The organism is Natrinema halophilum (assembly GCF_013402815.2).
Classification (GTDB): domain Archaea; phylum Halobacteriota; class Halobacteria; order Halobacteriales; family Natrialbaceae; genus Natrinema; species Natrinema halophilum.
Map to the genome: position 1 here is coordinate 4,041,025 of NZ_CP058601.1, position 13,222 is coordinate 4,054,246.

Here is a 13,222-nt window from a genome sequence, read left to right on the forward strand (position 1 = left end):
ACGGCCTCTCGGCGCGAGCAAAAGGCCACCGGTCCCGCCGTGGCGAGTCACTCGGAGCCGTCTCTCTCGAGTTGGTCGAGCAGGGTTTCGAGCGTGTCGACGTGGGCTTCGAACGTTTCGCGTCCGTTCGGGGACAGTTCGTAGGTCGTCCGGGGCCGACGGTCGACGAATCGTTTCTCGACGACGACAGCATCGGCGTCCTCCATTCGCTGCAGGTGCGCAGAGAGGTTTCCGTCAGTGACGTCGAGCTCGTCCCGAAGTTCCGAGAAGGTGGTTTGGCCGTGCCGATAGAGATACGCAAAGAGCTGCAACCGAATCGGCTGGTGAACGAGTTTGTCGAATTCCATGCGAGGATCAGTTCGTCGTCGAGCGGACCGTCAACAGGTAGTACGTCCCTGCGCCGTGGACGAAAAAAAGCGTTCCGAACAGCCCGTACCCGTAATACTGGAGCCAGTCGACGTACGGCATCAGGAGCGCGAACGTCAGGATCCATGCACCGTTGACGTAGAACGGATACCTGTCGAGTGCGCGAATCCGAGCGGCTCGCAGGATCGACCCGGCGAGGAGATAGCCCATTCCGAGGACGGTAAAGGCGAGACTGAAGAAGTACGCGCCCTGAAGTACGTTCTCGACGTCGGCGAATACGGGATTGACGATCGCGGTCAGTACGAACAGTCCGACGGCGAGCGTCCCGAAGACGATCGTCCAGTTCGGCCCGGGATCGGGATTTCTGGTACCAGAATCGGCACTGGTGACCGTGTGCCACTGCGTGAGTCCGATCAGTGCGAACACGAGCAGCCAGATGAGGACGTAGGCGTACTCCGGCCACGGGCGGACGAACGCGATGTTGGTTGTGATGCCGGCAATACCGACGAGCGCGCCGTGGACGAGCCACAGCCGTCGCTGGCCGGGATACCGTTCCTCGATCGCCATCGCAGACTTGATCCGCTCGAGATCCTCGCGTAATGCCTCGACGTCCGGCTCGTCGATTTCGGACGGATCGTCCACGCGGTCGACGTTCTCGGACGGATCGTCCGCGCGGTCGACGTTCTCGGACAGATCGTCCGCGCGGTCGACGTTGCTCGTCATCGTTCCGTTCCTTCGGCCCGCTCGCTGATCGTCCGGTTGCTCTCGCTCGAAGCAGCGTTCGACGAATCGCCTCGAGCCGGCTGTACGTACGTGTAGTAGTTGAACAGGTCAGTGTACGACGGTGGGTCTCGGTCGACGGTCACGCGATCGTCGCTCGACTCTACGACCGATTCGATCGACTCGAGGTCGTCGTCCGACGACAGGAACCCGCGAACTTCATCGCCTCGCTGGAACACTCTGTCGCCCAGGAACTGCGATTCGGGCGGGACATCGCCGCGAACTCGAGCGACGGGCGGAAGTCGATCGAGCAACGTCGTCGGCCGGTCCGTTGCGACGGTCCGACCGTCCCGGACGAACGCGATTCGGTCGGCGATTCGGGCGTCGAGCGGCGCGTGGCTCGTAACGAGGATCGTCGCGCCGGCGTCGCGATATTCGAGCAGGAGATCGTGGACGACCTGAATCATCGCCAGATCCAGTTCGGCGGTCGGTTCGTCTAACAGGTAGAGGTCGGCGTCGACGCTGAGTGCGATCGCCAGCTCGAGTTTGCGTTTCATCCCTCCGGAGTACTCCCGGGCCGGCCGGTCGATGTCGGCCGCGAGTTCGAGACGCTCGACGAGGGCCTGCCAATCGTCGGTCGCACGAGGATGGAGGTCGCCGTAGAACTGGAGGTTCTCGCGCCCGGAAAGGTCCGGATCGATCGTGTCCCCCTGAAGTACCACGCTGACGTCGGGTCGCGCCGCGGCCGGCGATCGACCGTCGAACAACCCGATCTCGCCGGCGTCGGGTTCAGTGCTGCCGGCCAGACACGACAGTAGCACCGATTTTCCGACTCCGTTCGGCCCCATCAGGGTGAGGAGTTCTCCCCTCTCGACGGACAGGTCGAGTCCCGTGAGGACCTGTCCGTCGCCGAATCCCTTTTCGACACCCCGTACCTCGAGCACCGAGTTCGTTGTCGGGTTTTCCGTCGCAGTCCTCGTCGGCTCCTCCGTCTCCGCGACCGATCGTTCAGAAGCCATGGTTACGGTGCACCTCCGTACGCGAATCGTTTCATGATGCCGACCGCGACGGCACAGAGGCCGATGGCGTAGCCGATCAGGAGCCCCACGTACGTGATCGAAGTCGGGGCCTCCGGCGGCGTCATAAACGCGACGTTCTCGGTACCCGCCCAGGCGGCGATCTGCATGCGCGTTGCCAGCGAATTCGGCAAGTAGTTGACGAACGTCGGATCGTCGGCGATCATTCCCGGCGAGACTCCGTTGAACCCGGTCAGGTAAAATGCCATCAGAACGACGACGACCGCGATCGTCGTCATGTGCTCGGGCTTGGGGATCACCAGCGCCAGCAGCATCGCGAGCGCCATCGCAATAATACAGAACAGGACAAACGATAGCCCGAGTATTGCGATCGAAGCCGGGCTGATGTTTCCAATTTCGAACGTTCCGCCGTGTACCGCTGCGGCGAGGATCGTCACGACGTACGAACCTGCGCCGAGGACCGTACCGGCAGTGAACCGGCCAGCGAGATCCGCTGTCGGCGAGACCGGCATCGCCCGAAGTTTCCGGTAGCGGTCGCTCTCGAGGTCTCTGGCGAATTCCCCGGCGAAAACCGCGACGGTGACGGTAAACGCGCCGAACAGTCCGTACGTGATCCCGTTCGCTGCCTTGACGTATCCGAGCCGATCGGGATCCGGGTCCTGTATGAACACCGTCATCGTCAGGAAGTACCACAACACCGGCCAGCCAACCGCGAGGAAAATGATCAGTTTGTTCCGACGGAGTTGCTGCAACTGACGTCGTGTGAACGTTCGCGCCTGTCCTGTCCAGGGGACCGCTCGAGGTGGTGTTTCGATCATGAGTATCACATCCTTGAGTACCGTCGATTGCGACGATGCTGAGGCATAGTAGTCGTCGAAATGATTTCCCCCCGATCGCAAATTCGCGAGCGGGGCGTGCGATGACTTTCACCGACCACCATAGCTTGCGTATGCCAGTCGTCTCTCTACTCATTCAAATTGTTTGTGGCTTAGATCACTTTATCTAACAAAGCAGCAAAAGGTTTTAGTACTAGGCCTCATTCTCGAGGCCAGTCCGAGATACGACGGCTCAACTACTGATCGAAGGGGCGATGAAAACGACGGGTCCAGAGTACCCAAGCGTTTCAGAACGGGCCGAACATAACGAACGCGGCCAGCACCACGCTGGGGACGAAAATAAGCGCAAAGATACCCTTGTGCCAGTCGAAGACGGATTTCCCGTCGAGCGGACCGAAGGGGATCATGTTGAACGCGGCCAGAAAGAGGTTGATCCAGACGCCCATGTTTCCGATCGTTCGAAGCGGCTCTGGAAAGATGACCAGCGGCAAAAAGAGTACCGCGAGGAGGAGATTCGTTACTGGCCCGGCGAGTGCGATCAAGGCGTTTTCCCGCTGGGTCACTCGGCCGCGATGGTAGACCGCACCGGGCGCAGCGAAGAGGAAACCCACCAGCGCCCCCATGATCGCCAGAAAGAGCATCTGATAGTCGGCCCGGAACTCTGCGATCTGGCCGTGTTCGATCGCGACCACCTTGTGTGCTATTTCGTGGAGGAGAAACGCGACTCCAACGGTAAAGAGACTCAACACGACCCATCTGATGAAATCAGCGATGCTGCCGCCGGATTGGATCGGTACGAACAACAGCGCGAACGCGACGCTGAGGATGACCCAGGCAACCGCAAGGTCGCGCAGTTCTCTGTCGCTGAACGTCAGTTCAGGACTGGTGGTTCGATCGGTACGATGACTCATCAGAGCAGCCCCCGAAACAGTTCGAGGCTATTCTGTGCTCCCTGGAGGAGCTCTCCCATCAAGGCGTCGACGCCGCCGATCTCGGGTGCAAGCCACGGGAGGACGACGAACGGGAACAGCCCTGTCGCGATCATGCTCCCGATGTTCGTAAGCGCGACGATCATGATGAGTCGGAACAGGGGGACTGCAAACATCGCCTGAATGGCCTCCCCGATCGGCCGTTCGGTGTCGTCGACGATTTCGTTTAGCGTCTGGATGTCGCGGACGTTGACCGGCCGGTGCTTGAGTTCGACGTACCCGGCGAACCAGCCGGGTGCGAGCAGGGGATTGATACTCGTCAACCAGGCCACCGCACCGCCGACGCCCGCACTGGTCCAGCGCGCACCGGCTAGCCGTGCCAGCGTGAACGCGAAAATCCCGTTGAACAGGAACCAGGCGACGAATAGCTTCAGCAAGAACGCGTTCCTGACCCCCGCCATGATCAACAGGAAGAAGAAGGCCAGAAAGCCGACCATGATCAGATAGCCGACGATTTTCATCGGGGAAAACCGGCTGCTCGAGGCAGTTCCGGTCAGCGACTCGAGCGACGGAATGTCCGCCGGGTTCTGGAGGTGGCGTTCGATGCCCGCTCTGTGACCGGCGCCGACGACGGCGAGGACGTCGTAGCCCTGTTCCCGGAGTTCGTGGAGGTTGTGGGCGATATAGGCGTCGCGCTCGTCGATCAGCGCGTTCGCGCCATGCGGACTGAATTGACGGAATTCCTCCATCATGGCGCTAACGACGTCGCCGTCGGTGAGTTCCTCGATGTCGATTTCGTCGATTTCTTCGACGTCGCCATGGAGCGTATCGAGGACGAGTCCGAGGACGGTACCGACGGTGACGCCGACGCCGAGACCAGCGAGTACCCCAGCCGTTCCGCGAACTGCGTAGGTGCCGGCACTCTCAGCGGTCATCGCCGAGAACGGTCCGACGAACGTCTCGGTTGCGACCAGCGTGAGGCCGCCGATGGTGCCGAGGAGGACGCCTGCGATAATGCGCATCGAGAACCCAGAGAGGGCCCCGCCTGCGTACTGTCCGGCAGACTCGAGGGAGGGTAGAAAGATGAGGCCGGCGAACGCACCGACGAGTGCACCGACCGCCCCGCCGCCGACGTACTGTAGCGCCGTGGGACCGACGGCGCCGATCAACAGGATATCGCCGAATCCGAGCAGCGGGGCGAGAAACACGGCAGCGAGGAGGCCGAAAACCATCCCGCCGATTGCTCCGAAGGTGAGCCCGATCGTTCGGGGATCGGTGATGCCCAGTGCGAGTCCCCCGATCATTTTTAGTTTCTCGGTGACTGAAAGTCGACTCCAGAACCGTTGTATCGTCACCTGGATGTCTCGGTCGACCAGGGCGACGCCGCTTCCGGTTTCTTCGGCGGCTTCGATGCCTGCTCGCATGTCGGCGCCGGGTTCGATGTCGAACTGATCGCCAAGCCGCGACTGAACGTACGACAGCATCCAGTAGGCGAGAAACTGGAAGACGGTGTTGCCCGAAAGGAGGTCTTCCGCTTCGATGTCGTCGGGTGTCCCGCCCTGCATCTGGCGGTAGCGTCCCTCGTCGAGTTCGACGGCGACGACGTCGGGTTGTTCTCGTTCGATCGTGTTGCGAACCTCGTCGACGCTCGCTTGCGAGACGTGTGCCGTCCCGAGAACCTGAACGGAACCGCGCTCGCGGTCAGGTGGTGCTGGTGGCTCCGGCACGTCGGCCTCGCCTGCATCGCTCATTACTGCTCCCAAATCGGCGGTGACTTTTACCAGTATCGGACCGCGAAAGGAGGAGACCGTATCTGCGAGTTGGGAATTTCCGGCCCGGTCTGTACGATCTATCGGCTCGTCACTTGGTGTCGATATCCCGCGACCGTGGATCACGGTCTTTGACTTCATCGACGACGCCTTCCAGCGTTCCGCGAGTTTCGGCGACGGTCGCACCTACCAGTCCGCCGATCGCACCCCCGGTACTCGCGGCGTTTCGGCTGAACAGTCCCCCGATTGCCGCGCCGACCGCGGCACCGATCGCTGCGTATCGGGCGCGGAGCAACACCGGTTTGATTCGCTCTTTCATGTGTCGTCCATCGTGACAGTGGCGGATAAATATGTCTCTCGAGTGCAGGCGATGAGAGGTGAATGCAATGGAGTAGCCGACACGGCGGGACGAACGATCACCGCTCGGTCAGAGGAGCGTGTCGACCGCGGCAAGCGATTCGAGAACGTGATCCGGCTCGGTATCCGCCGACGCGAGGGCCGCACGATCGGTGACGCCGGTGAGAACGAGGGCCGTTTCCATGCCGGCCCGGTTACCGAGCGCGATGTCAGTGTCGAGTCGGTCGCCGACGACGAGGGTTTTCTCGGAATCGGTATCCAACCTGTCCATCGCGGCCGTGGCTGCGATCGCGGACGGCTTGCCGAGTATTGCATCCGGCTCGCGGTCGGCGACGGCAGCCATCGCGGCGAGGATCGCGCCGGAGCCCGGGATCTCTCCGTCGTCGACCGGGATCGTCGCATCAGGATCGGTGCCGTAGAAGGGAACGTCTCCCTCGAGGGCTCGCAAGGCCTCCCAGAGCGTTCCGAACGAGAAGTTCGAATCGAACGATCCGAGGACGACCTCGGCCGCGTCGGGGTCGGCCGTTATCTCGACGGCCGCGTCCTCGAGGATCACCTCGAGTCGCTCCCCGCCGACAAGGAAAACCTGCTCGCCGTCGTGAGTCGCGGCGAGGTACTCGGCGGAAATGGTTGCGGACGTGAGGACAGCGGCCGGATCGACGTCGATCCCGTGAGGTGAGAGTTTCTCGCCGTAGTGATCGCTTCCGCGCGTCGGATTGTTTGAGAATAACAAGCGCGAACAGCCCGCCGCCTCGAGCGCGCGCAGGCCGTCGGTCGCGCCGGGGAGCACCGTTTCGCCACGGACGATCGTCCCGTCGACGTCGAGGATCGCCGCCTCGTAGTCGGTCATCGGAAACCGGTACGGTCGGCCGGCGATTGAGTGTTGGGATCGCCGACTGTCCCGCCGCGAGCCATCGTTCTCCTCGCGGGTAACTCCACCCTCGTGTCGGTCGTGTGGTCGATTATGCTGCTCGGCGTTGGAATTCCCGATCTGTCGATGCTCCGCGGACCACAGGACCTCGCCGACTGCGATGCCGTGGTCGATCCCGGTGCGCGGGCTGCGACGCCCGAGGGAGAGAAATCCGGATACTCCTGGAAGCAACGGCGTCCGGAAGCAGCAGTCAAATCGCACCAGCTGGAGAGACGTCCGCCGGTGGTCGCTGCATGGTCACCGCGCAACGACCGACCGTCGCTAGCAGGTGCTGGCCGCGAGGTGGGAATTCTTATCCGCCGACCTTCCGTACGACCGTCCATGTCACTCGAGGTCGAACCGCCCGAGCCGCCGGAACTGGAGTTCGTCGATCCGAACGAGTACGAGGACGCCACTATCAGCGCTGACGCCACCGAGGAAATCGACTACCGTCGGGAAGAACTACAGGCGTTTCTCGAGGAAGGAGCATGGGAGGAAGCGTTCGACGAGTGGCGCGTCGACACCGATCTCGAGGAACGCGAGTACGGGATCGCCCGCGATCTGGATCTCTTTGCCGGGTTCGATTTTTTCTGGGACGATTTCGCTGACCGCGTCGGGTACCACGCGCCCGGAATTCCGGAAGACTGGCAAGCCAGGGAGTACCACCCCGAACTCGACACCTGGGGGACGGTTTCCGCCATCAACGCGGAACTCACGGAGTTCGGCCAGATCGTCTCCGTGACTCTCAAAGAGGAGTACGTCGACTGGGAGGCAGCGTACGAACCGCCGGAAGATCTGCCCGATTTCGACTGATCATCGCTACCACGAGTCCTGTGCAACTGCTCGTTATCCGGTCCACTCGCCCGCGAGGTCACCGGCGATGTTCTCCCGCCATTGATCGAACCCATCCTCGCAGTCGGCGTTGTCGTGAATGTGATCGATGAAGCCCGCACCCGGCGATGCGAGTTCGTCTCCGCAAAACGGGCAGGTAACCGGATCGACCCAGTCTGTTGTCGTGTTAGCGGCCATTGTCATCGAAGTCTATCAGGAACTATCATATAAGTCTCGTCCGTTAAGATCTATTACAATTGATTTGCCATATAATGGCAATATTATTCCGGGTGGAGAGTCGGTGCGTGCCGAGCATGCTCGGGGCGGCAGCGTTTTTACAACGGAAAGAGTTACTACCGTTCGAGTGGAATGAGAACACATGACACTCGAGGCCCAACGCGAGTACGAGTGCCTGCAGTGTGGCCGGCGGGAGATGACCGGCGACGCGCTCATAAGCACCTGCCGGCGGTGTGGGGGTGAGATGCGCAACGTCGAATTGGTCAAAGATTAATCGAGAACGTGCTGTCGGCACGACGTTTCACGTGGTGACGAACTGGTAATTTGTTTTCGGACGGTTCGACCCGGTAGTCTCGATGGGAAGCCGGCCCCAGGCTCGCGTCACCGATCGAGGAAAAGGGAGACGCCGATCAACACGAATCCAACGACGGCCGCCCCGCCGCCGACTGCCACATCGCCCGTAAGGGCAGCGATGCAGCCGGCGACGACGCCTGCACCGCCGCCCCCGCCGATAATCGCCGACGATAGCGATGGTGACGCCATCGCATCGGCTCTAATTACCTCGAGTTCGGTTCGGACTCCTTCGATCACTTCGCCTGGTGGATTCTGCTGTTCGAGTTCACCGAGGCGTCCGTCGATCGTTTCGACCTGCTGTTCGAGGTTCGTGTGCCCCTCCACGACCGCCGTTACTCGTTCGTCGAGTTCATCGACGGTAGCATCGAGCGTCCGTACCTCTTCGAGCGCCTGAACCGCCGACTCGTCGGGACCGCTGTCGGCGGCCCGGTCGAGTTCGTCGTACTCCGTGCGAAGCGATTCGAAGCGGTTGGCGATTTCTGAGACGTCGTCCTCGAGTCTCGCAACGTCGTTTTCGAGCGCCACAACGGCGTCGCTGCTGGGGGCGTCGTCCAGTTCGTCGACTTTCCGCTCGATCGCCTCGAGTTCCGCCGTGATCCCGTCGATGTCGTCGGTCACCACGTCGATCATCTCGTCGGTTTCGGCGACCGATTCACGCAGCGCCTCCAGGTCGTCGTCCATGACGATCTCATCGTCGAGTTCGTCGAGGTCAGCTTCCAGTCCGGCGACTACTTCGGAGCGTTCCGTCTCAAGATCGGTAATTGCATCGTCGATCCGTTGCTCGAATCTCTCTTCGAGGACGCGAAGATCCGATTCGATTGCTTCCAGGTTCGACTCGACGGTCCCGATGGTGTCGGCGAGTTCGTCGACCGTCTCCGTGCTGGCCGTCCGCGCGGCGACGTCGTCGAGTCGCTCTGTCGCACCAGCAATTGCCTGTTCGATGTCTTCGACCGCCGTTTCGAGGTCGGACAGATTGTCTTCGACTGCATCGACTCGGTCGCGACTTACGGCCGCAGTTTCGAGCGCCTCGATCGTGTCTCGAGCCGTTTCGAGACGCTGCTCGAGCGACTCGGCGCGAGCGCTCAGCGTCTTGTTGACGGCAGTTAGCTCTTCGTCGACGGCGTCGAGCGTCGCCTCGATGGCGTCCGCTCGCTCGTCGGACCGTTCGAACTCCTCCTCGAGATGCCCTGAAACGTCGTCGATACGGGTGGCTAGTTCTTCGAGTCGGCCCGCGAACCCCTCGACTCGGGTCTCGGTCCGATCGACGGTCGCTTCGAGTTCCTCGAGATCGTTCGTTAGCCGTGAGACGGTCTCCTCGACCTCCTCGAGTGCAGATTCGGCCGCGGCATCCGCTTCGAGTTGCTCGAGCGCCGCCGACAGTGCTGCGAGGTCGTCGTCGAGCGTTTCAGTTCGGGCATCGATCTCCTCGAGATCACCAGCCAGGTCGCCCAGACGGTCCTCGAGGATGGCTCGTTCGTCTGCGGCGTCTGTTTCGACGGCCTCGAGTGCAGTGTCGACCTCGTCGACGTCGTCTTCTAACTCCGCCAGTGCGTCCGAGAGGTTTGCGAGGTCGTCGTCGAGAATCTCGACGTCCTCGTTGCTCGCATGAGTTTCGCTCTCAGCCTCGAGGTCGGCCAGTTCGTCGGCGAAGGTTTCGAGTCTGTCGTCGAGACCCTCGACGTCGTCGGCCGCGGCCATCCGCTCTTCGACGTACTCGAGATCCGCAAAAAGATCCTCGAGGTCCTCGCGGACGGACTGTATCTCGCTGTCACGGGTCGCGAGTCGATCGAACAGTTGCTCGATCGCCGTGTCGGATTGAGCAGCTATTGTATCGTCGATTGCAGAATCGTCGAACGTGAGTTCAGTACCCACGTCCTCGGTGGAACTCTCGGGACCGCTGGAACCGCCGTCTGCGTCGTCGCGTTGGTCCGCGCCGTCGGGCCGGGTGATCGTCTTGTCAGCCTCGACGTTGGCCCTGGCTGCAGCGAGAGCGCCTCTGGCGGCGCTTTCTTCGGGAGCGTCTGCAAGTCGGACACCCCGAATAGAAAACGGGAGGTTGGCCGAGTCGAACCGGCCGCCGAAGAGAAATTCGATCCCCTGAATCGCGCCTTCACCGGCGATCGCGAGCGGAACTGACAGTCCCTGTTGGATGTCGCTTTCGTCGGCTTCGTCCCGGACCGTTTCGATCAGGTCGGCTATCAGGTCATCGTACGCTTCTGCGATCCCGCTCTCGATCCCGTCCGCCGGCGCATCGGGATCGAGCGTGAAGTCTTCGAGTACACCGGCGACCTGTGTCGCCGCGTGGCCGGTTTCACCCGCCGTTCGTTCGACGATCCACTCGCGGCCCTTCCCGATCGTGACGGCCATCGCCGGGACGCCGTAGTATGCGAGCGTGACGCTCGTGGTCTGCGCTTCGAGACAGACGCCGAGGCCCGTGTAGTTGTCGGCGCCGAACTGATCGTAGACGACAGCAAAGCCCTTGCTGATCGGCGTCGCGTCGAGTCCGCGATGTGCGACGACGGACTCGATCGCCTCGCGGTATGCGTCGGCCGACTCCGTCACGTCGACCAGCGAACCGGGCGTCGTATAACAGAGCCGTCCGCCGGTCGCCTCGCCCAGTAGCTCGTCGACGAGCGTTTCCAGCGCGGCCGTCGTGGGCGCGTCCGCCGCCGTCTCGAGACGGCCGTTCGCAAACAGCAACTGAGGGTCCTCGCCGGCCGCATCGGCGACTGCTTGAGCGGCATTCCCGACAGCATACGTCGTTCCGGTCGCCCGAACGATGGCGCCATCCCTGGAGAGCCCCGTTTCCTCGAGCGCATCGTCGTCGGCCGGCTGAACGATCGGCGGGGCCGACTGAATCGCTCGACCGTCGCCCGTATCGGTGGCGGCCCGGATCGACCCCGGTCCGATGTCGAGACCGTAGTTCATGCACACGGCAAGTCGAAGCACCCTATTGGAAGTTCCCCCCGAAGTACCAGATGTGAAAATCAGCTCCGTTCACACGGATCGAGATCCGCGCCCGCGATGAGAATTATCTCATATCTGAATACTTGTGCTGGTGCAACACACGAGCTATCCGACGAAAATCGAAACCCGGAGATAATCGCACTTCAAAGGATATGGGCGCCATATGATGGCAAGCAAATGGGTAGTATATAGCACACGCAGAGAGGAATCCTCACGTTTATTTATCAGGATGATGGTGGATTAGGTATATGTCTGAAACCGGGACGGAGACCCATCCGCTGGTCCGACAGCTTCCCGATCCACGGACAGCACCTCACGTCCGCTACAATCCGTCTCTCGAGGAATTGCGCGAACTCGCCGCCCCCGACGAGACGACGACCGAGTTCGGGTCGGCGTCGTACGTCAGCGAGTTCCGCTCTCGGAGCGCCGATCGGACGAAAAACACCGTCGACGACGAATTCACCGACCGTGATTACGATCTGGTCGAGGACGCCACCGATCGCACAGCCAGCACCGAATTGCTTTGTATCGATCGGCTCATGGGCCGTCATCCGGATGCAACGTTCTGTTGCCGGCTATTCGTCCCGATCGAACACGCTCGGATCGCGTACGCGTGGGCGTCGCTCTTCGAGCTAGCTGACGGACAGGATCCCGATCTCTACACCGTCCAGTTGCCCGACTACGACGAGACCGCGATTCGAGTCCTTCCGGACACCGGCTTCACCGCCGTACTGGGCACCGATTACACCGGCGAGGCGAAGAAGTCGTTTCTTCGACTGTTCATGTATCGACTCAAACAACAGGGTGGACTCGGTCTCCACGCGGGCAGCAAGCGCGTCAACGCCCGAACTGACGATGGCGACGTTCGGACCGTCGGTCAGGTGTTCATGGGCCTCTCTGCGACCGGCAAATCGACCCTGACCTCACACGGATGCTGGCTCGAGAACCCGGAGGACGCAGCCATGCTTCAGGACGACGTCTGTGGGCTCCTTCCGGACGGCTCCGTCGCTGGCAGCGAAGGTAAGGGACTGTTCATCAAGACAATCGGCCTCGGCGAAGACGAGCAGCCGGAACTCTACGAAGCTGCGACCGACGAGTCCGCGATCCTCGAGAACGTCGCCGTCGACGACGATGGAACCGTCCACTTCGACGAAGACCGATACACGTCGAACTCCCGGGCGATCGTCCAGCGCGACGAACTCGAGAGCGCCGACGAGGAGATCGACCTCGGGCGGATGGATCAGGTCTTCTTCATCACTCGAAATCCGCTGATGCCGCCGGTCGCCAAACTCGACGAGGAGCAGGCGGCGGTCGCCTTCATGCTCGGCGAGTCGATCGAGACGAGTGCGGGCGACCCGACTCGAGCCGGCGAGTCGATCCGCGTCGTCGGCACGAACCCGTTCATCGTGGGCCCGGAAGGCGAAGAAGGAAACATTTTCCACGAGCTCATCGACATCCTCGACGTCGACTGCTACGTCATCAATACGGGCTATCTCGGCGAGGAAGCCGTGGATATCGGCGTGACCGAATCCGTCACTATCCTCACTGAGGCGGCCCGCGGGACCATCGAGTGGACCCACGACGATCGGATGGGCCTAACGATCCCTGAGACTGTTCCCGGACTCGATATCGAGGACTACTACGTTCCGGATTACGTCGACGATTACGACGAGGCGCTCGCGGATCTGCGCACTGAGCGACGCGAGTACCTATCGCAGTTCGACGACCTTCGCGACCAGATCAAAGCTGCTGTCTACTGATCCAACCTGCATCAGTAGTTCGACTCGATCTGTTACGATGGTCGTCACCACCGTCGAACCACGACGTCGACGCAGATTGGAAACGGAACGCCATCGCCGGAATTGAGGGTCGAATCCCACAGCTAGCGGAACTGGACGCTGATCACCGC

The 13,222-nt window shown here is 61.7% G+C and carries 13 protein-coding genes; 3 read left to right on the top strand and 10 right to left on the bottom strand.

Annotation, left to right across the window (positions count from 1 at the left end; genetic code table 11):
- Nucleotides 1–47 precede the first annotated feature (47 nt).
- The 8 genes from HYG82_RS40170 to HYG82_RS40205 all read right to left on the bottom strand — a co-directional run bounded on the left by HYG82_RS40170 (nucleotide 48) and on the right by HYG82_RS40205 (nucleotide 6,864).
- Nucleotides 48–347, bottom strand: a complete 300-nt coding sequence (locus HYG82_RS40170; protein ID WP_179263666.1) for a winged helix-turn-helix domain-containing protein — start codon at nucleotides 345–347, stop codon at nucleotides 48–50.
- 7 nt (nucleotides 348–354) lie between these two features.
- Nucleotides 355–1,089 (bottom strand): hypothetical protein, encoded by a 735-nt coding sequence (locus tag HYG82_RS40175; protein ID WP_235217761.1) that lies wholly within the window; start codon nucleotides 1,087–1,089, stop codon nucleotides 355–357.
- Nucleotides 1,086–2,105: an ABC transporter ATP-binding protein gene (locus HYG82_RS40180; protein ID WP_179263668.1), complete on the bottom strand. Its 1,020-nt coding sequence runs from the start codon at nucleotides 2,103–2,105 to the stop codon at nucleotides 1,086–1,088. The genes HYG82_RS40175 and HYG82_RS40180 overlap by 4 nt, the downstream gene beginning before the upstream one ends.
- A 2-nt stretch (nucleotides 2,106–2,107) precedes the next feature.
- Nucleotides 2,108–2,941: an ABC transporter permease gene (locus HYG82_RS40185; protein WP_179263669.1), complete on the bottom strand. Its 834-nt coding sequence runs from the start codon at nucleotides 2,939–2,941 to the stop codon at nucleotides 2,108–2,110.
- Nucleotides 2,942–3,246: 305 nt separating this feature from the next.
- Nucleotides 3,247–3,870, bottom strand: coding sequence for a zinc metalloprotease (locus HYG82_RS40190; RefSeq protein WP_179263671.1), 624 nt, complete (start codon nucleotides 3,868–3,870; stop codon nucleotides 3,247–3,249).
- On the bottom strand, nucleotides 3,870–5,639 hold the full coding sequence (locus HYG82_RS40195; RefSeq protein WP_179263673.1) for a TraB/GumN family protein: 1,770 nt from the start codon (nucleotides 5,637–5,639) through the stop codon (nucleotides 3,870–3,872). Before HYG82_RS40195 ends, HYG82_RS40190 begins: the two co-directional genes overlap by 1 nt.
- 109 nt (nucleotides 5,640–5,748) lie before the next feature.
- On the bottom strand, nucleotides 5,749–5,976 hold the full coding sequence (locus tag HYG82_RS40200) for a glycine zipper 2TM domain-containing protein (protein WP_179263675.1): 228 nt from the start codon (nucleotides 5,974–5,976) through the stop codon (nucleotides 5,749–5,751).
- A gap of 108 nt (nucleotides 5,977–6,084) precedes the next feature.
- On the bottom strand, nucleotides 6,085–6,864 hold the full coding sequence (locus HYG82_RS40205) for an HAD-IIA family hydrolase (RefSeq protein WP_179263677.1): 780 nt from the start codon (nucleotides 6,862–6,864) through the stop codon (nucleotides 6,085–6,087).
- A gap of 402 nt (nucleotides 6,865–7,266) precedes the next feature.
- On the opposite strand from HYG82_RS40205, the gene HYG82_RS40210 reads away from it, so the two are divergent.
- The gene (locus HYG82_RS40210; RefSeq protein WP_179263679.1) at nucleotides 7,267–7,737 is read left to right on the top strand and encodes a DUF7992 family protein; all 471 of its coding nucleotides are present in this window, start codon (nucleotides 7,267–7,269) and stop codon (nucleotides 7,735–7,737) included.
- 33 nt (nucleotides 7,738–7,770) lie between these two features.
- On the opposite strand, the gene HYG82_RS40215 is transcribed toward HYG82_RS40210, so the two are convergent.
- Complete coding sequence (locus tag HYG82_RS40215; RefSeq protein WP_179263681.1) at nucleotides 7,771–7,953, bottom strand: DUF7501 family protein; 183 nt, start codon at nucleotides 7,951–7,953, stop codon at nucleotides 7,771–7,773.
- Nucleotides 7,954–8,134: 181 nt separating this feature from the next.
- Here HYG82_RS40215 and HYG82_RS40220 point away from each other — a divergent pair, with 181 nt between their 5' ends.
- Entirely contained in the window at nucleotides 8,135–8,266 is a 132-nt protein-coding gene (locus HYG82_RS40220; protein ID WP_179263683.1) for a rubrerythrin-like domain-containing protein, read from the top strand.
- 107 nt (nucleotides 8,267–8,373) lie between these two features.
- Here the strand turns inward: HYG82_RS40220 and HYG82_RS40225 are convergent, their stop codons facing one another.
- The gene (locus tag HYG82_RS40225) at nucleotides 8,374–11,274 is read right to left on the bottom strand and encodes a disk-shape morphogenesis protein volactin (protein WP_179263685.1); all 2,901 of its coding nucleotides are present in this window, start codon (nucleotides 11,272–11,274) and stop codon (nucleotides 8,374–8,376) included.
- A 287-nt stretch (nucleotides 11,275–11,561) separates the two neighbouring features.
- Between HYG82_RS40225 and HYG82_RS40230 the strand changes: the two genes are divergently transcribed.
- Nucleotides 11,562–13,073 (top strand): phosphoenolpyruvate carboxykinase (ATP), encoded by a 1,512-nt coding sequence (locus HYG82_RS40230; RefSeq protein ID WP_179263686.1) that lies wholly within the window; start codon nucleotides 11,562–11,564, stop codon nucleotides 13,071–13,073.
- Nucleotides 13,074–13,222 lie beyond the last annotated feature (149 nt).

Coding starts and splice junctions, on each gene's coding strand:
- HYG82_RS40170 (WP_179263666.1), bottom strand. CDS start 347: ATGGAATTCGACAAACTCGTTCACCAGCCGATTCGGTTGCAGCTCTTT.
- HYG82_RS40175 (WP_235217761.1), bottom strand. CDS start 1,089: ATGACGAGCAACGTCGACCGCGCGGACGATCTGTCCGAGAACGTCGAC.
- HYG82_RS40180 (WP_179263668.1), bottom strand. CDS start 2,105: ATGGCTTCTGAACGATCGGTCGCGGAGACGGAGGAGCCGACGAGGACT.
- HYG82_RS40185 (WP_179263669.1), bottom strand. CDS start 2,941: ATGATCGAAACACCACCTCGAGCGGTCCCCTGGACAGGACAGGCGCGA.
- HYG82_RS40190 (WP_179263671.1), bottom strand. CDS start 3,870: ATGAGTCATCGTACCGATCGAACCACCAGTCCTGAACTGACGTTCAGC.
- HYG82_RS40195 (WP_179263673.1), bottom strand. CDS start 5,639: ATGAGCGATGCAGGCGAGGCCGACGTGCCGGAGCCACCAGCACCACCT.
- HYG82_RS40200 (WP_179263675.1), bottom strand. CDS start 5,976: ATGAAAGAGCGAATCAAACCGGTGTTGCTCCGCGCCCGATACGCAGCG.
- HYG82_RS40205 (WP_179263677.1), bottom strand. CDS start 6,864: ATGACCGACTACGAGGCGGCGATCCTCGACGTCGACGGGACGATCGTC.
- HYG82_RS40210 (WP_179263679.1), top strand. CDS start 7,267: ATGTCACTCGAGGTCGAACCGCCCGAGCCGCCGGAACTGGAGTTCGTC.
- HYG82_RS40215 (WP_179263681.1), bottom strand. CDS start 7,953: ATGGCCGCTAACACGACAACAGACTGGGTCGATCCGGTTACCTGCCCG.
- HYG82_RS40220 (WP_179263683.1), top strand. CDS start 8,135: ATGACACTCGAGGCCCAACGCGAGTACGAGTGCCTGCAGTGTGGCCGG.
- HYG82_RS40225 (WP_179263685.1), bottom strand. CDS start 11,274: ATGAACTACGGTCTCGACATCGGACCGGGGTCGATCCGGGCCGCCACC.
- HYG82_RS40230 (WP_179263686.1), top strand. CDS start 11,562: ATGTCTGAAACCGGGACGGAGACCCATCCGCTGGTCCGACAGCTTCCC.